This window comes from Paenibacillus illinoisensis NBRC 15959 (assembly GCF_004000925.1).
Taxonomy (GTDB): Bacteria; Bacillota; Bacilli; order Paenibacillales; family Paenibacillaceae; genus Paenibacillus; species Paenibacillus illinoisensis.
The window spans coordinates 559147-575854 of the sequence record NZ_BIME01000002.1 but is presented as its reverse complement, the minus strand read 5'-3'; the positions used below and the strand labels follow the sequence as shown (position 1 = coordinate 575854).

Annotated in this window: 16 protein-coding genes; 5 read left to right on the top strand and 11 right to left on the bottom strand. The window is 46.9% G+C overall.

What is annotated here, in order from left to right; all coding sequences use genetic code 11:
* Positions 1 to 177 precede the first annotated feature (177 nt).
* Positions 178 to 726, top strand: a complete 549-nt coding sequence (locus tag PIL01S_RS07865) for a hypothetical protein (protein WP_127537037.1) — start codon at positions 178 to 180, stop codon at positions 724 to 726.
* Between the two features lie 208 nt (positions 727 to 934).
* Here PIL01S_RS07865 and PIL01S_RS07860 read toward each other — a convergent pair whose 3' ends face one another.
* The 8 genes from PIL01S_RS07860 to PIL01S_RS07825 form a co-directional block, all read right to left on the bottom strand.
* On the bottom strand, positions 935 to 1276 hold the full coding sequence (locus tag PIL01S_RS07860; RefSeq protein WP_127537036.1) for a 4Fe-4S binding protein: 342 nt from the start codon (positions 1274 to 1276) through the stop codon (positions 935 to 937).
* Positions 1273 to 2904 (bottom strand): FAD-binding protein, encoded by a 1632-nt coding sequence (locus PIL01S_RS07855; RefSeq protein ID WP_246058117.1) that lies wholly within the window; start codon positions 2902 to 2904, stop codon positions 1273 to 1275. The genes PIL01S_RS07860 and PIL01S_RS07855 overlap by 4 nt, the downstream gene beginning before the upstream one ends.
* A 14-nt stretch (positions 2905 to 2918) precedes the next feature.
* A complete protein-coding gene (locus tag PIL01S_RS07850) occupies positions 2919 to 3974 on the bottom strand; it encodes an ABC transporter substrate-binding protein (RefSeq protein WP_127537035.1) in 1056 nt (351 codons plus the stop codon).
* Positions 3975 to 4021: 47 nt separating this feature from the next.
* Positions 4022 to 4354, bottom strand: coding sequence for a 4Fe-4S dicluster domain-containing protein (locus PIL01S_RS07845; protein WP_127537034.1), 333 nt, complete (start codon positions 4352 to 4354; stop codon positions 4022 to 4024).
* Entirely contained in the window at positions 4351 to 5958 is a 1608-nt protein-coding gene (locus tag PIL01S_RS07840) for an FAD-dependent oxidoreductase (protein ID WP_127537033.1), read from the bottom strand. The genes PIL01S_RS07845 and PIL01S_RS07840 overlap by 4 nt, the downstream gene beginning before the upstream one ends.
* Before the next feature lie 25 nt (positions 5959 to 5983).
* Positions 5984 to 6871 (bottom strand): ABC transporter permease, encoded by an 888-nt coding sequence (locus tag PIL01S_RS07835; protein WP_371859928.1) that lies wholly within the window; start codon positions 6869 to 6871, stop codon positions 5984 to 5986.
* Between the two features lie 35 nt (positions 6872 to 6906).
* Positions 6907 to 7713, bottom strand: coding sequence for an ABC transporter permease (locus tag PIL01S_RS07830; RefSeq protein ID WP_371859927.1), 807 nt, complete (start codon positions 7711 to 7713; stop codon positions 6907 to 6909).
* 103 nt (positions 7714 to 7816) lie between these two features.
* Complete coding sequence (locus tag PIL01S_RS07825; RefSeq protein WP_246058116.1) at positions 7817 to 8593, bottom strand: ABC transporter ATP-binding protein; 777 nt, start codon at positions 8591 to 8593, stop codon at positions 7817 to 7819.
* Positions 8594 to 9188: 595 nt separating this feature from the next.
* Between PIL01S_RS07825 and PIL01S_RS07820 the strand changes: the two genes are divergently transcribed.
* The gene (locus PIL01S_RS07820; RefSeq protein WP_127537030.1) at positions 9189 to 10238 is read left to right on the top strand and encodes a 2,3-butanediol dehydrogenase; all 1050 of its coding nucleotides are present in this window, start codon (positions 9189 to 9191) and stop codon (positions 10236 to 10238) included.
* Between the two features lie 72 nt (positions 10239 to 10310).
* Here the strand turns inward: PIL01S_RS07820 and PIL01S_RS07815 are convergent, their stop codons facing one another.
* From PIL01S_RS07815 to PIL01S_RS07805, 3 genes are all read right to left on the bottom strand, one after another.
* Positions 10311 to 11318 (bottom strand): formylglycine-generating enzyme family protein, encoded by a 1008-nt coding sequence (locus tag PIL01S_RS07815; RefSeq protein WP_127537029.1) that lies wholly within the window; start codon positions 11316 to 11318, stop codon positions 10311 to 10313.
* A 137-nt stretch (positions 11319 to 11455) separates the two neighbouring features.
* Positions 11456 to 12505, bottom strand: coding sequence for an ABC transporter substrate-binding protein (locus PIL01S_RS07810; protein WP_127537028.1), 1050 nt, complete (start codon positions 12503 to 12505; stop codon positions 11456 to 11458).
* 233 nt (positions 12506 to 12738) lie between these two features.
* Positions 12739 to 13326, bottom strand: coding sequence for a TetR/AcrR family transcriptional regulator (locus PIL01S_RS07805; RefSeq protein WP_127537027.1), 588 nt, complete (start codon positions 13324 to 13326; stop codon positions 12739 to 12741).
* A 238-nt stretch (positions 13327 to 13564) separates the two neighbouring features.
* On the opposite strand from PIL01S_RS07805, the gene PIL01S_RS07800 reads away from it, so the two are divergent.
* The 3 genes from PIL01S_RS07800 (at position 13565) to PIL01S_RS07790 (ending at position 16702) form a co-directional block, all read left to right on the top strand.
* Positions 13565 to 14329, top strand: a complete 765-nt coding sequence (locus tag PIL01S_RS07800) for an ABC transporter ATP-binding protein (RefSeq protein WP_127537026.1) — start codon at positions 13565 to 13567, stop codon at positions 14327 to 14329.
* 19 nt (positions 14330 to 14348) lie between these two features.
* Complete coding sequence (locus tag PIL01S_RS07795; RefSeq protein ID WP_371859937.1) at positions 14349 to 15185, top strand: ABC transporter permease; 837 nt, start codon at positions 14349 to 14351, stop codon at positions 15183 to 15185.
* Between the two features lie 65 nt (positions 15186 to 15250).
* Positions 15251 to 16702: a sulfatase-like hydrolase/transferase gene (locus PIL01S_RS07790; RefSeq protein WP_127537024.1), complete on the top strand. Its 1452-nt coding sequence runs from the start codon at positions 15251 to 15253 to the stop codon at positions 16700 to 16702.
* The last annotated feature ends 6 nt before the right edge of the window (positions 16703 to 16708 follow it).

Genomic DNA, 16708 nt, shown 5'->3' with positions numbered 1-16708 from the left:
AAGAGGTATCGTCAACGAAAAAAGAAATTGCAGATTTGCAGGAACATACAACCATCGTGGTTGGAGCAACGCTCAGTCCGGATTTACACCTAAAATTATGTTCGAGAGCAATGATCTGCAGTGTAACTTATTCGTACTTCCTCGTGTTTAATCTTCAAATGCCATAAGGAGGGTTCAATGCCAAAAGCCATTGTAATAACATTCCTGTCTATCTTTCTAATTTTCATGACAGCATGTAGCAAAGATAGTTTGCCAAAAGATGAACCAAGCATATCGGAAATTGAACCGAATCATGATGCAGCTTCCGATATAACAATAACGCAAGATGCTGTAACTAAATCATCGTCGAATATTGACTTTGAAGCTGGATTGACCATTGACCTAGAATCAGCTAAAGATTTGTTAAAAGAGAATGAGCGTCCCGCGCTGAGTGTACTCGAAAAGAACCTGACTGCTCTCGTGCAGCATGATCACAAAATGTACCGATCAGGTTTTGTTAATGATCGACTTGCTGATGCGATGGAATTTTATTATGGGAAGCACTTCCAGTATAAATTTTCAAGTATCGAAAGCATTGAGGAAAGTACGTCTATTAGGAATCAGGTGCATATTACGGTTCTTGGTGAACGTCTGGATACAACAAACGGCTCCGTTGAAGAACTAAAATGGATGTATGCAATCCGGCAGAATGCACAACGAGATTGGGATATCTATACCATTGATTAGGATCATTTATCTGCATCTGCTTTTTATCTAGATTTATACGCTTCTATAATATGTAGACTCCGAACTGTTCTCAGCACAGCCCGGCTTTCTTTAATACTGCCTCACGATGGAAACCTTGCGGAAAGGCGCTTGCCAACGCCCGCCCGCAGGCGTACTTTACCTAAAAATCCACCTTGTTTCGACCGTATTTCTTGGTTTATATACTCCTTTATGTGCGGTATTGCTCTGTAAATATTTCAAAGTAAGGAGTGGTATCCCTTTCTGCCATTGAACCGTCAGCTCCTGGTCCCCACCCGATCTCCGCTCGCCAGCTTCCTAGCATACCTGAATGGATTAAAGCCTCCTCATTCACACCGATCAGCTGATCTGCCTGTGGAGCTACATAGAGTGCATCAACAGGGCAATAAGCTTCACACATAAAACAGGTTTGGCAATCCTCCTGACGAGCAATCACCGGAATCTTGCCTTGCATTTCGAATACATTTGTCGGACATACTTTGGTACACAATTTACAACCGACGCACCGCTCCAAACTGATGAGTTCAATCATGTAGCCTGCCACTCCTTTCTTGCCTTTATTTCATAGGCATGAGGCACGGCCTCCGTACTGATCCTTATTTGTTGGATACCGGATATTATCAACCGATGGGTTTGTTCCGGGTCGAGCTCCGGATATTCCGCCAGCTTTTGAAGACCGCGTGTTTCCTTTCGGGCGAGAGCGGCGGTATACATCCACCTGCCGACCGTAAGCATAGCTGCTGCTTCGCGTGCCCGAACAATGCCCTGAACCGTGGTAGGAACTTGCTGGTTCAAGCAGGGCTTCAAGGCATCCAGCCGCTTCAAGGCGGAGGAAATGACCGGCTCGCTGCGGAAATAATTGATCTGCAGCGGCAAGATTTCACGCTGGATCGCCGTGATGAGCGGCTTCACCTCAAGTGTGTCTGAGCTGTTGGCCCCAGCCGCAAGGCCATAGCGTCCCGCTGCATTAAGGTTGCGGCTGCCCGCCTGCCCTCGGCAGGAAAGTGCATATCCGGCAGCTCCCTGCCCTGCCCAGCTTCCGCTACATATGGCCCAAGAAGCATTATAAGCCCCGCCGCCGGAGATGGCGCCGGTCACTTTCTCGCGAGATGCAGCATCACCCGCCGCATAGAGTCCAGGCACAGTCGTCTGGCAATCCATCCCGGTTATGCGCAGCCCTCCAGTTCCTCGCATCGTGCCCTCATAGCGCAGGGTAAGCGGGAATTTATGTTTAAATGCATCAATTCCCGCCCGCTCCAGCGGCATAAAGAAAATCGGATGCGCTTTGCGCAGAAAATCCTGTTTCTCCGCAGTATCTGCCAGATCCAACGAAGCATAGACTGCACCTTTCAGCATCAGTTCAGGAATACTGCCAAAGGTCCGATCTCCTTTTAGCAGCGGTTGACCATCCGCGTCATACAGTGTTGCCCAAGCCAGCATCCGTCCGCGTGTTACGGTTCCATCGGCAAAGCTTGGTGCGTACTGGCGACTGAACTCCATTCCTGACAGGTCGGCACCTGCCTCAGCGGACATCAGCAGCCCTTCCCCCGTTAGCACGTTGCAGCCAAGGCCCTTGCTGAGAAAAGCACACCCTCCGGTAGCCATCACAACAGCGTTGGCTTTTACTTCCCATGTCTTTCCTGTCAGACGGTCAATTCCACGTGCGCCTCCTACACCATGTTCATCCTGTAACAGTTCAAGTGCTGGTGACTGATCCAGAATAGTAACTCCTGCTTTGCGCACAACACGTCTCATCATTCGCATGTATTCTGGTCCGTGCAAATGGGTGCGTAAGGATTTTCCTTCCGTATCCTTTGGAAAAGGATAACCCCACTGCTCCACCAAAGCCAGATTCTGTTCTACTTGATCGAGTACACGGTGAATCCAAACATTCTCCGATAAATATCCACCGGCCTTTAATCTGGACTGAACCGCCTGTTCTCTCAGCTCCGCAATCGGTGGAATAACAAGCAAGGTTGTCCCACCGGGTGCAGTTGCACCACTGGTGCCCAAGTAACCCTTATCAGCTAGAACTACCCTTGCACCCTGCGACGCTGCACTCCATGCCGCCCACGCGCCTGCCGGACCTCCGCCAAGAACGAGAACATCCACAGTCATTTCCTTCTGGAGCTGCGACATTTCATTCCCCCTTGAATTCATGCTTTCCATCTTCCTTATTTCAGCTGCCAGTCGCTGATATTGAAGTCTTTTTTCGCTAACTTCTCTTTATACAGAAAGTTTTTGGTGCCCTCCAGCAGCTTAATTCCTTCATCAGTGAACGCGGTATCTTTGATATCACTAATCGGATTCACTTGCTTCGCCAGTTCAGGAGTCGTATCTCCAATCTCAGCTAGAAATTGATAATACTCATCCTCATGCTGCTTCAAGTCCGCCAAAGCTTTCTCACGGGCTTCGTTCCACACCTTCGGAAAGTCAGGAAATTTCGTTAGATAATCCTCGGACACGACAGTTGCGCTAGTTCCAAGGAGGTTGGGATGCTTCGAAGCATCGTCTAAGTGAGTGTAGCCTTGATCAAGTAACTTTAGGGCTGGGACACCCAAATTGGTCGTAGCATCTACATCTCCACGAGCCAAGGCAGCTGTAGCATCAGGAATGAGCATATGCACGAGTTTATAGTCAGTTACACCTTCTTCTTGGAGTAATCCGACAACATAACGGTGCATGAAGGATCCTTTTTGAATAGCAATCGTTTTGCCTTCCAAATCTTTCACCGTCTTGGGACCATCCTTCTTACCGATTAAATAGCCAATGGAATTCGTCGACGATTGTGAAATCAGGCGAGTCTTAGCTCCGGAAGCATAGGCGATAATGGCTGGCGTGTCTCCAAGACTGCCGATATCCAGCCTACCGCTGATCAAAGATTCTGTCTGATCTGGACCGTTTGGAAAGCCTGTAAGTTTCACTTCGGTAATCCCATGTTTCTTTAATTCTTCTTGAATAATCCCTTTGTACAAGCCCCATCCCTCAGCACCGCTCGGTACATTCAGTTTGTTGGAGCCGATAAAACCGTAATTCAATACTGGCGGAACATTACTTGTTGACTCTTCTCCAGCCTTGCCGGTATTAGCACCACCTGATGCAGAAGCCCCATTCCCCTCCGTGTTATTGCAAGCTTGCAGCACCAGCATTAGCATCATAATGGTAGTTAAAATTGCCAATCGAAGCTTTTTGGAGTGTTTAACTTCCTTCTCTTTGTACACTCGTTTCATGGTTTCTCCCCCTCGTATATGTGTGTTATTTCATCAAGAAATTAAGATTAGAAGCCTGCCCTTAACGACAATTTGTACATATAATCGTGACTTGCCACCGGTTGTCTGCCTTTACCCCAGCCTACTTTTTCACGGTAACCACCAAGAAGCCCCTGCTTCTCAAGTGCTGCCTCGGTTACTCCCACAATATTCTCCGAATCTGGTGCAACGTAGAGTGCATCTACCGGACAATATAGTTCACACATGAAACAGGTCTGGCAATCGCTCTGCCTAGCAATAACAGGTATACCATCTTCCACACGATCGAAAACATTGGTCGGGCAGACAGATACACATTGGTTGCACTCTACACATCTGGCGGCACTGATAACCTCAATCACGATAGGACACCCTCCTTGGCTACGGCTTCCGTTTTCACCCATACTTGATCCAATCCGCCGCTAATCAAACGATGATGCTGCCCAGGATCTGTATCCTTAAAGTCCTCCCGCTTATGCATACCTCTCGTCTCTGTACGAGCAAGTGCAGAACTGTACATCCAGCGCGCTGTAGCGGTCATGGCTTCTGCTTCGCGCGCTTTGACTCCTTCGGGTGTACGCTGAATTTCGCGGTTACGTTGTTCTTTCCACAGTTCATCCAGACGACCTAAAGAAGAGGTTAACCCTTGGTCCGTTCGAAATAAATTGATGTCATACGGTTTCACTTCAGCCTGCACAGCAGATACGTACTCTGCCGTTCTGGCAGCAACTCCCGATTTCACTTCTTGATGCACTAATGGTGAAGAAGATAACCCTACCGGATTGCGCTGTGCGGCATGTGAACCAAGGCTCTGTACATAGTCGGCAGCCCCTTCTCCAGCAAACGAACCGGAAGACATCGCCCAGGCTGCATTATGACTGCCTCCACCAGTGAATCCACCACAGATCAGCTCACGGGTGGCGGCATCCCCTGCAGCGTACAGACCGGGAACGCCAGTGCCGCAGCTCTCGTCAGTAACATGGATACCACCCGTTCCGCGAACCGTTCCTTCGAGCCGCAAGGTTACCGGGAACAAGTCCTTGAACGGGTCAATTCCTTGTCGGTCAAAGGGCAGGAAGAAGTTTGTCTGAGCCACCCGTAGAAGTGGTCTTAGATCCTCAGGCGCTCCATCGAGCTTGGCATACACCTGATTGCCCGCCAGCAGATTTCGAGCAATCACGGAACGGCCTTTTTTAGAACCGGCCCCTTCCACAATACTTCCATCCTCATAATAAAAGCTGGCATAGCTGTAATACGCCGTCTTGGTCACCGAGGAGAACGTAGGGCAAATTGCATAGGCATTGGAGAATTCCATACCTGACAAACTTGCTCCCGCCTCAGCAGCAAACAGATAACCATCACCGGTCAGTACGTTGCAGCCGAGCGCTTTACTTAAAAAGGCGCAGCCTCCGGTAGCAATAACGACAGCCCCCGCTCGAACGTTCCAGGTCTCGCCGCTCTGTGTATGGACTCCGGCCGCTCCAGCTACACCATGCTCATCTGCCAAGAGCTCCAAGGCGGGGCTGTGATCCAAGATTTTTACGCCCGCTTTTTTTACCAGCTTACGCATTAATTTCATATATTCTGGCCCTTGGAGACCTCTACGGTGCTGATTGCCTTGCTCATCTAATGGAAATGGATAACCGGAAACACCAAGCTTATTCATATTGGCATAGGTACGGTCCAGTACTCGGTCCATCCAGCGAGCTTCAGCCAGCTGGCCGCCTAGTGCGTAACGACTTGCCTTGGCTTCCTCCCGAAGCTTCTCATCCGGCTTCACATACCAGACTCCCGTTCCTGATGGAGCCGTTGCACCACTCGAACCGCAATACCCTTTATCTGCCAGCACTACCTTGGCTCCCTTTGCTGAAGCGGTTAGAGCTGCCCATGTTCCTGCAGGTCCGCCCCCTATAACGAGCACATCAGTTACCAAGTTCACCGATTCTTTTTGTACGAGTCCACTCATATGTTCAAGACCTCCTCAAATTGGGTTATCCTTTGTAACTTTCGCGCCAGAACAGAAACTTGCGTTCAATAATACGGAACAGCGAATCGATCAGCTTTCCAACAATAGCGAAAATAATAATGCCTACAAATACAATCTCCGTATTCGAATTCTGCTTCGCCTCATTGATAAGGAATCCGATGCCCGACTGTGAACCAATCAGTTCAGCGACAACTAAACCGATCCAGGCTACAGCCAGCGACAACCGTAACCCTAATAGAATTCCAGGTAGTGCTGCAGGTAATATTAGCCTCCTGAGTTTCTGGTAAGGGCTGAAGCCCAGCACACGAGCCACCTCGAACAGCTTGTTGTCTATATTCCGGATGCCCATAAACGTATTAATATAAAGCGGGAAAAAGGAGCCTGTCATAATTATTGCAATTTTGGAGACCTCCCCAAATCCGAACCACAGAATAATCAGTGGCGCTATGGCTAGATGGGGAACAAGCCTCAGTACCTGTACGCTTGGATCAAGCACATATTCCACACTCCGAAACAAGCCTGTCAATATACCAAATACGAGACCCAGAACACCTCCGATAAGAAATCCGATTCCCGCTCTCCCCATGCTTACACCCATATGATGGATTAACTCTCCGCTAACCAAAAGGTCGGTAAAAGCTCTCGCTATGGACAGCGGAGTCGGCAGAAACGTTGCTGAGACCCACCCCATACTTCCCGCAAGTTGCCAAAGGACTATCGTCATCACCGGAATAATTGCACCTGTTCCCCAATCCGTTAAGATAGGTCTCCATGCTGCAGGAGCAAGAGGTTTCCTCGATAACTGAATGGACCTAGAAACGATATCCCTGCTATTCGGTGTTTCTCTAGACTTGGAAGTGCTCTTAATAGTCGCTTCTCCTCCATCACTCACGTCGTACCCTCCCATCGTTTAATGAGTATTCAATGTTATCCACTGTAACTGTCTTGCCATCTCAACAGCCGCCGTTCAATGTAACGAACAATGGAATCACTTACCAACCCTGCTGCGGCGAAAATAATAATCCCTACGAACACCACAGGAGTATCTGCGAATTGACGAGCATCGGACATCATATAGCCGATACCGGAGGTAGAAGCGATCAGCTCTGCCACAACCAAGCCCAGCCAGGAGAGTCCCAGGGAAAGACGTAGACCGAGAATAATGTTTGGCAGCGCTGCTGGAAATACCAGTGTACCGATCTGCTTCATACGACTGAAACCAAGCACCCGGGAAACTTCAAAGAGCTTGTTATCCACGCCGCGAATGCCCATGAATGTATTAATATAGAGTGGAAAAAAAGCGCCTTTAGCAATCAACAGCACCTTCGACTCCTCACCAATCCCGAACCATAGAATAAACAACGGTACTACCGCCAGACTCGGTATCATGCGAATCATTTGCAATGAGGGATCTAGTAACTTCTCGGATCTGCGGAACAATCCTACAAGGATGCCGAATAGGAGACCAAGCCCACCGCCCAACAGAAATCCAGACAGAGCTCTGACCAAACTAATCCTAAAATTCGACCATAAATCACCTGAAGCAGCCAAGGTTACAAAAGATTCAGCAATGGTATAAGGTGTGGGAAAAAGCATTTCCGAAATCACACCATAGTGCCCGAGGATCTGCCACACAATCAGTACGCTGACTGGGAGCAAAAGACCAAGCCCTAGCTTCTCTACCTTTCCGGGACGTCCGGAAGTTCTTATGGCCACAGGCCGATTTGTCATCATCTGCATCCACCTTTTTTTAGCTTTGCAACCCGTTAAACAAACAGAAAGAGACTCCCGAATGTTAATATCTTTCGAAAGTCTCCATGGGTATGGTCAACATATTTTATATTCCTGCTCCGTCCGTAAGCTCCAGATCATCTACTTTCTCAAAATAGTTCAACACCTTCAAGCGAAGCTCCTGAAAGGAAGTCGTTGTTTTTTTGCGTGGATAGGGTAAATCGATGGGCACAATTTTTCGTATTTTCCCGGGACGAGGCTCTAGAATCACGACCCGGTTACCCAAGAACACAGCTTCATCAATATCATGTGTCACAAAAATCATGGTTGTTTTATTAGCTCGCCAAATGTCTAGTAATACCGTCTGCATATGTGCTCTAGTGAATGCATCCAAGGCACCAAAGGGTTCATCCAGAAGTAGAATTTTCGGATTCCGCAGAAGTGCACGCGCGATTGCCACCCGCTGGGCCATTCCACCTGAGAGCTCACGGGGATAAGATTTCTCAAAGCCATTGAGCTTTACCAGATCGATCAACTCATCCACTTTCCGTCTGACCTCTTTGTTCCCTAAAGGTAAATCGGAGGCGATATTCTTCTCAACGGTAAGCCAGGGAAAAAGACGATGCTCCTGAAAAATAAAACCTTTATCAATCCCCGGACCGCCAATTTCCTCCCCTCCCAGAGTGACGCTGCCAGTGAATCCACGATCCAGACCTGCAACGATACGTAATAATGTACTTTTACCGCAGCCGCTGGGGCCGATGACTGTAATAAATTCACCTTCTTGGACATCGAGATCGACATTATAGAGGGCTTGAACATGACCCCCAGCAGACTCAAAACGTTTATTTAGATTCACGATAGACAGCAGCTCTTTTCCCACCTTGAGCCCTCCTTCATACCATATGGATAAAAAAAATAGAGGCATTGCAGAATGGACACATTCGCAATACCTCTGTAGAAACAGTCGGTCATTATTCATAGTAAACAAATTGGAATTATGAAATTTAAATTATCACAAAACCAATATACTGTCAAACAAAATTGATAATGGGACATGATTTATTGAAAAGGCACCTAATATAAAAAATATTATAGTGACTGGAGATCATTTTATTGTCAATCAGTAACAAGTAGCATCTACTTTTCTAATAAAATCCTCCACTAACCTCCCTTGCATCATCTTGATTAGGAATCATTTCCTCCTGTGTCCTTCGCTTGATTGTCACACCATGTTCACCATTTATTCAAAAAGTTTAATTATACATAGACATTAGTCCAACAAGTGTCTATAACGTAGACACATCTTTATGGATTAATGATTGGATCATTGCAATTTTAGGCATACAATTAAAACCAAAATCCATATGTCATATTTTATATTAATGTCGCTTTAGGTAGTCGAAGGATAATACACAGCCCAAATGCGATGAATTCGCTTTGTTATCTTTTAACGAAATCAGTGAGGTGTAATTATTATGAAAGCAGCAGTTTGGTATGATCGCAAGGACATTAGAGTAGAAGAAAGAAACATAAAGACACTAAAAGATACCGATGTGCTTGTCAAAGTTGCGTGGGCAGGTATATGTGGTACAGATTTGCATGAGTATGAGCTCGGCCCCATTTTTATGCCCAAAGATACACCTAACGAAATAACCGGAGAAATGGGCCCTATGGTTCTTGGACATGAATTTTCCGGTATTGTGGAACAAGTAGGTAATAACGTATCAACATTTAAAAAAGGCGATAAAGTCGTTGTGAATCCAGTCTATACTCCTGGCAAGCTTCCGGCTGAGATCGATCGTTACACGGGTCTGGGTTCATTGGGTCTCCACACGGACGGAGGATTTGCAGAGTATGCTGTCGTCTCTGAAACCAATGTCGTACAGATCCCGGATAGCATGCCTTTAGATAAAGCCGCATTGGTAGAACCACTGGCTGTTGCAGCTCAAGCCGTTAAAGACGGAAGTGTGAAACCTGGAGATGCCGTAGCTGTATTCGGTTGTGGACCAATCGGGCTGCTTACCATCGTTGCAGCCAAAGCCGCAGGAGCGAAGGAAATCTACGCTTTTGATCTATCGGATGAAAAACTGGAGAAGGCTCGCGTAGTAGGGGCAACTCAGATATTGAACACGAAAACTGGTGATCCAGTAAGCTTTATTAAAGAGAAATATCCCTTTGGTGTCGATGCAACCTTCGAAGCTGCTGGGGTGAAAGCTACATTCGATGCATCCATAGCCTCCACTCGACCAACAGGCACAGCAGTAATCGTTGCAGTACACGCCAAAAACTTGGACTTTAACCCTGTTGTGCTGATGCTTTCAGGTGTAAAAATGAGCTCCTCACTTGGGTATGAGCCTGAGACTTTTAAGGACACGGTTCGAATCCTAAATGATGCAAACACGAATGTAGATCCCATTATTACGAAAAGAATCAAGTTGGATGACGTTGTTGAAGAAGGCTTCGAGACCCTCCTCTCCGACATGACCCAAGCCAAAATTCTCATTCAACTCAGTGGTCAACTGTAAAATTTGGAGAACAATCTTTAATGAATCAGGCCATCCTTAACAGGATGGCTCTACTTTTATTTAAGTTATCAATCATCTCTCCACATTTGCTGCACAGCGAAAACCGACATTACCGGAGGAACTGTCTGGTGTATTCTTATTGCGGGCGGCTACTCGGTATCGGTTACAATAGGAATCATGGCATAAATAGGAACCACCTCTCATGGATCGCACATGTCCTATTCCGTTCCCTAGAGGATTAATCATTGACGTTTGCTGATGATAATAAGGATTAAATACATCCACACACCATTCCCATACATTGCCCGCCATATTATAAATCCCGTATCCATTCGGCTCATATTCATCCACTGGAGATGTCCCTACATAACCGTCCGATGCATCATTATGGGTTGGGAACTCTCCCTGCCAAATGTTGCACATATGTTGATCTTCTGGTGTTAGTTCGTCCCCCCATGGATACCTCAATTGCTCCAGCCCTCCTCGGGCAGCGTATTCCCACTCCGCTTCTGTAGGCAATCGTTTGCCGGCCCATTCACAATAAGCTGCTGCATCATTCCAGGATACATGTACAACGGGATGCTCCATACGACCCTCCAGATCAGAACCTTCTCCTTCTGGATGCATCCAGTTTGCCCCCTCAATCACATGCCACCAAGGCGTCTGAACGACCATTGTAGCTTGGTTATGACGCTTTTCTGCCGACAACAGCAGATGAAATACAAAAGAGTTTCCGAATCGTTCAGCTTCCGTTTTGTAACAGGTATCTCTAATAAAATCTTGAAACTGTGCGTTAGTCACAGCATATCTATCGATGTAAAAGGGACTGATCCTAACCTTTCTAGCAGGCCCCTCCCCATCCTCTGCAAAACCTTCATTACTGTCTGTTCCCATATAGAATTCACCTCCTTCTAGACGGATCATGTTTGAATCTGTTTGTACACGTTTAGCCTCCTTACTATGGTCTTGATTAATCACCTGTTTTGTATGGATTCGCGTATTCATTTTGAAACGAGTGGATGCTTTCTCATGTCCAGGTGCACAGCAAGAAAACTTCTTGTCTTGCTCATTGTTCTCCATAGGAACTTCTCCCTCCGATTTGGCAGTCTTGTTTCAACTTTTCAAACATCACAAAACCGTCAATCATCGATCAACGGTCTCTACCAATTTTGTTGCTTCATTATTTTTTCTAGCATACTTCAAACACAATAGCTAGATTATTCCAATGCCTGTAAAACAAAACGATCATTGACGCCTTGCTTAAATGCTATTTCTTTCTTAAGAAAGCCGTTCTGAAGGAGAATGGCAGTTGTTGCTTCCTGAGCGGCCAGAGCTTCTTCCGAATAAGCAGTTAGCAGGTTGGAACTGCGCTCCAGAACGACCTTGATGATGTCGGGCGGCAATTTGGTTTGTTCCGAATAGATCTGAGCCGCTTCATCCAAATTGGCCGATTGCCATTCAAGCGAACGTTTAAATTGCTTTAAATATTCGACGACCAGTTCCGGATGATCCTTAGCAAACTCAGAATGCGCAATCATGGATAGGGGCGCAAGGACTTCGGTATTAGCATCAAGTGCTTTTGCTTTATGATTGGCAACATTCAGTGTCACATTCGGATCGACGGTAACCCAAGCATCCAATTGACCGGATTCGAAGGCTGCTTGCGCATCCTCAGGCGTCAAATTAATGATGGTAAGGTCTTCTTGCTTCAATCCGTTTGCTTCCAACACTTTGATTAAGTACACATGCGAGGATGATCCCCTTCCCAATCCAACCTTTTTACCCTTTAGATCTTGAACTCCTGCTATGCTGCTATTCACCGGAACAAGTATGGAATTCAGGTTTTTGCCTTCGCCGATCAGGCCGACAACCTGAAGGGGCAAGTTGTTCGATAAACCTGTAATGGTTGCACCATCTCCAAGAAAAGTAAGATCTACCCTTCCTGATACCAATGCCTCAAGAATGGGTGGACCGCTCGCGAATTTGCTCCATTCGACTTCAGCATGAAGTTTATCGAATCCTTCCTTCAACCATCCCTTCTCCTGGGCGATGATAAGCGGATTCAAATTTCCGTTAACAGCAATTCTTACCTTGACTGTCTCCCCTTCACCAGCTGGTTGGGCGCCTGAATCTGTTTTCCCTTCCGTGCCGTTTGAAGATATACTTCCTGAAGTGGAATTACCTGCGTTTGAGCATCCGGCTATTACAATAGCCATCACTATGAGAACAATAAGTAATGGCCCTCTATTTCTCTTCATTCTCATCATTTCTTTAAGCCTCCAATTCAGATGTAAATAATGGGTTTTATGAATCAAAAAAAGACTTTCTAACACAGTCGTCAAGCTAATAAAGCCTGAATCTCTGGTTGTCCAGTCGATTCTCATCAGGATAAATAACATATTCACAACGTGACTTTCAAGTCAAAATGTTTTGTGGGTAAATCATATCAGCAGGAAAATCAGAATGTCAATCTTTTCCCTGAAAAAATATTCATGTCCAATTATGGACCAATCATCTGCATGAGTAATTGGATCGTCGTTTCGTTCGCCGGCTCGTATTCACGAACCTTCAGCAGCATGAGGTTCTGTATTAGAGTTGCAAATAAAGTCGCCAAATGAATCGGATCTCCTTGACGCACGGAACCATCTGCCTGACCTTCGTGGATTAGCTGAACAAGAAGTTGTCGGTTCTTCTTGCCACGTTCACGAATTTTCTTCTTTTCTTCATCGTCCAACAAATCGGTAAAGATCGCCTGCAGCAGCACCATATAGCTGTCTGCGTTCGACTCTTGTGACAACACCTTGGTCGCAATATACCTGAATTTGTCCGAAGCTTTCCCTTCAAGCTCAATTGCTTTGTTCAACTGTTCTCCGTACAGATCTTGTCCCCTTTTAATGACGGCAAGCAATAGTTCTTCTTTCGATTTGAAGTAGCTGTATATGTATCCGTGGCTGCGTCCTGCCTCGGACGCAATATCGTCGATCTTGGTCAGTAAACCGCGACGTGCAAAGACGCTAGCTGCTGCATCGAGAATTTCCTTCCGGCGCTGCTCGCGCATCTGTGTGTCACGCATCACATTTCGTGGCATTGTATTAAACCTCCTGGGTTGTTCCAACGGGTATTTATTCCCTTTCTAGGTTAGTGTAACAGAGCCAGTCCCCCTTAAACCACAATAACATTTCGCCTCTGAATTGTTCTTAAATAATTATCTGATCTGATTATTCCACTTATTTTACTTGGGTATTGACACTGGGAAGATTTAGGTGCTAAGATCACCAACAACATGACTTCAAAGTCAATTTGTCAACTGGATAGGAGCGAATGCCATGCAGCCGGTGTTACACATTCATGAAGTGAGCAAGACATTTCACACGGATCAACAAACCACTCCCGTTCTAGACGGAATAAGTCTTGACGTTCACGAAGGGGATTTCACGGCGGTCATCGGACCAAGCGGCTGCGGAAAAAGTACGCTGCTTAAAATCGTCGCCGGTCTTGACGGCGAATACGATGGCAACGTCCTACTGAAGGGTGAACCCATTCTCAGTCCCTCGCAGGAAAAAGGGTTCATTTTTCAGGAGCATCGACTTTTTCCATGGCTTACTGTAGAAAAAAATATTGCTGCTGATCTCTCCTTGCGAGATGTGTCGGTCCGTAAAGCGGTGGATGATCTGATTGAGCTGGTCAAGCTCACTGGATTTGAGAAGGCTTATCCGCGTCAGTTATCCGGCGGGATGTCCCAGCGTGTAGCCATTGCCCGGGCATTGCTGCGCAAGCCGGCTGTTCTCTTGCTTGATGAGCCATTTGGCGCGTTAGATGCATTTACAAGAAGCCATATGCAGGAAGCGCTGCTCGACATATGGAGGTCCAATCGCACCGCGATGGTATTGGTTACCCACGATATTGATGAAGCCATTTTCTTGTCCACCCGAGTCATTGTCATGGATGCAAGACCTGGAAGAATCAAAGCGATCGTCCCCATTGACCTGCCTTATCCCCGTAGCAGAACCAGTCGTTCCTTTACAGAACTTCGTACCCTTATTCTTAACGAGCTAGGCCACAAAGAAGAATCGGAAGACTACAACATTTAAAATGCATAGAAAGGAATGGATATTTATGGAGGTACCCATTAGGTCTAATGCCCATCGTGAAAAGAAACATAAGATGATGCCCCGTTCATCTGGCGGCTCATGGCGTCTATTCATTCGGGGAGCCATTCTCCCCGTGTTGATCCTTTCCATATGGCAGATTTTAAGCTCGACTGGAACCATTTCCACCCAACTTTTTTCGTCGCCTGCCCTCATTCTACGTCAGTACTGGGAGCTGAGTCTCTCGGGAGAGCTGCTTCACCATTTGCGAATTAGCCTCGTTCGTGCGTTGCTCGGTTTCTTGCTTGGAGGCAGCTGCGGATTACTTCTCGGTTTATTCGTCGGCATGTTCCGTAAGGTTGAAGAAACCGTGAACCCAACTGTACAAATGCTAAGAACTGTGCCTCTACTGGCTATTACTCCCCTATTCATCCTGTGGTTCGGATTTGGCGAACTATCCAAAGTGCTCCTGATCTCCCTGGGTGCCTTCTTTCCCTTGTACGTAAATACGTTTCTCGGCGTGCGCAACGTAGACGCCAAGCTATTCGAAGTGGCCCGCGTTTTGGAATTCAGCCGATTTAGCCAGATGATGCGCTTGGTCCTTCCAGCAGCGCTACCCAATGTGCTGCTCGGTATTCGCCTATCGCTCACGATTGCATGGCTTTGCTTGGTTACAGCCGAACTTTTGGGCGCCGACACCGGCGTCGGGTTCATGATTCAGGACGCTCGCGCATTTATGCAGACGGATATTGTATTTGTAGGCATCACGATTTTTGCTATTGTTGGTAAATTGTCCGATTCCATCGTCCGGTTCTTTGAAATCAAGTTGCTTCGTTGGCAGGACAGTTATAAGGGATAAGGTACGCTCCAAGCCGCTTTATTCATGAACAATCATATAATTTATGTAGGAGAGGACGTTCAATCATGACTTCGAAACCGCAAAATGTATTGTTTATCATGTCGGATCAGCATAACCGGGACATCCTGGGACACAACGGTCACCCCATCATTCAAACCCCCCATTTGGACCAGCTCGCGAAGGATGGTGTGAATTTCACGAATGCTTATAGTAACTGCCCTATTTGTGTTCCTTCACGAGCCAGTATTGCCACCGGTCGTTATCCTCATGATAACGGCTCTTGGGATAATGCAGCACCTTATTCAGGAGACAGACCAAGTTGGGGACACAGGCTTGTGAATCAAGGAATTCAGGTCACTACTGTAGGAAAGCTTCATTACCGGGATGCAGTCGATGATACGGGCTTTCCCGATCAGCGCCTCCCTCTCCATGTGCTGAATGGTGTGGGAGATCTGTTCACCCTGATCAGAGAGACGGGCTTGCCTTCAGGTAACCTGGGCCGCAAGCAGGTCCTTGCAGCTGGGCCGGGCGAGTCATCCTACACCCAATATGATCGTGCCATTGCAAAAGAAGCCGTGAATTTTCTCCAGAATGAGGCAACAGGCATTGATAAACCGTGGGTGCTCTTCGTGTCGTTTGTCACGCCTCATTATCCACTGACTGCTCCACAGGAATACTTTGACTTGTATCCGTTGGAAAGTATCGAACTTCCGAAAAATTACGGATTGGATCAGCGTGGCTCCCACCCTGTCATTGATGAGTATCGACGCTTGATTGGTATTGCCGATGAATTGGAAGAAGCGGATATTCGCAATGCGCTTGCGGCATATTATGGCCTTTGCAGTTTCATGGACGCCCAGGTTGGTGAGGTGTTATCGGCATTGCGGGAAACTGGTTTGGACCGTTCGACACGCATCATCTATACATCGGATCATGGCGATTCCATGGGAGAACATGGTCTTTGGTTCAAATCAACCATGTATGAAGGATCTGCGGCCGTTCCTTTCATCATGTCAGGACCCGATCTGCCCAAGGGAAAACAAGTCGAAAATAATATTTCTCTCGTCGACTGCTTCCCAACCATACTCGAGATGGTCGGAGCACATCTGGCACCTGAAGATCACGATCTTCCGGGAAAATCATTGTTACCCATGGCCCAAGGGGAAATCGAGCCCAATCGTGTTGTATTTAGCGAATACCATGCCGCAGGCAGTATTACAGGCTTTTTCATGGTACGGGAAGAACAGTATAAATTTATTTATTACGTCAATTACCCACCACAGCTGTTCAATCTGGCCCAAGATCCTGCGGAATCAAACGACTTGGCTGGCGATCCACAATATGCAGACGTGATTCGCCGGATGAATCAGAAGCTGCGTGAGATTGTTGATCCGGAAAAGACTGACGCTGAAGCTAGACGGGATCAGCAGCGGCGGCTCGATCTTCACGGTGGTCGGGAACAGATCATGGCCAAAGGATTCAAAGTTCCATACACGCCAGCACCAAAGGTTGAATAGGAACGG

What these genes read in the sequence shown, in the direction of transcription:
- PIL01S_RS07850 (WP_127537035.1), bottom strand. Translation starts at nt 3,974, where the DNA reads ATGAAACGAGTGTACAAAGAGAAGGAAGTTAAACACTCCAAAAAGCTT.
- PIL01S_RS07820 (WP_127537030.1), top strand. Translation starts at nt 9,189, where the DNA reads ATGAAAGCAGCAGTTTGGTATGATCGCAAGGACATTAGAGTAGAAGAA.
- PIL01S_RS07815 (WP_127537029.1), bottom strand. Translation starts at nt 11,318, where the DNA reads ATGGAGAACAATGAGCAAGACAAGAAGTTTTCTTGCTGTGCACCTGGA.
- PIL01S_RS07830 (WP_371859927.1), bottom strand. Translation starts at nt 7,713, where the DNA reads ATGATGACAAATCGGCCTGTGGCCATAAGAACTTCCGGACGTCCCGGA.
- PIL01S_RS07810 (WP_127537028.1), bottom strand. Translation starts at nt 12,505, where the DNA reads ATGATGAGAATGAAGAGAAATAGAGGGCCATTACTTATTGTTCTCATA.
- PIL01S_RS07805 (WP_127537027.1), bottom strand. Translation starts at nt 13,326, where the DNA reads ATGCCACGAAATGTGATGCGTGACACACAGATGCGCGAGCAGCGCCGG.
- PIL01S_RS07855 (WP_246058117.1), bottom strand. Translation starts at nt 2,904, where the DNA reads ATGAATTCAAGGGGGAATGAAATGTCGCAGCTCCAGAAGGAAATGACT.
- PIL01S_RS07790 (WP_127537024.1), top strand. Translation starts at nt 15,251, where the DNA reads ATGACTTCGAAACCGCAAAATGTATTGTTTATCATGTCGGATCAGCAT.
- PIL01S_RS07840 (WP_127537033.1), bottom strand. Translation starts at nt 5,958, where the DNA reads ATGAGTGGACTCGTACAAAAAGAATCGGTGAACTTGGTAACTGATGTG.
- PIL01S_RS07865 (WP_127537037.1), top strand. Translation starts at nt 178, where the DNA reads ATGCCAAAAGCCATTGTAATAACATTCCTGTCTATCTTTCTAATTTTC.
- PIL01S_RS07800 (WP_127537026.1), top strand. Translation starts at nt 13,565, where the DNA reads ATGCAGCCGGTGTTACACATTCATGAAGTGAGCAAGACATTTCACACG.
- PIL01S_RS07860 (WP_127537036.1), bottom strand. Translation starts at nt 1,276, where the DNA reads ATGATTGAACTCATCAGTTTGGAGCGGTGCGTCGGTTGTAAATTGTGT.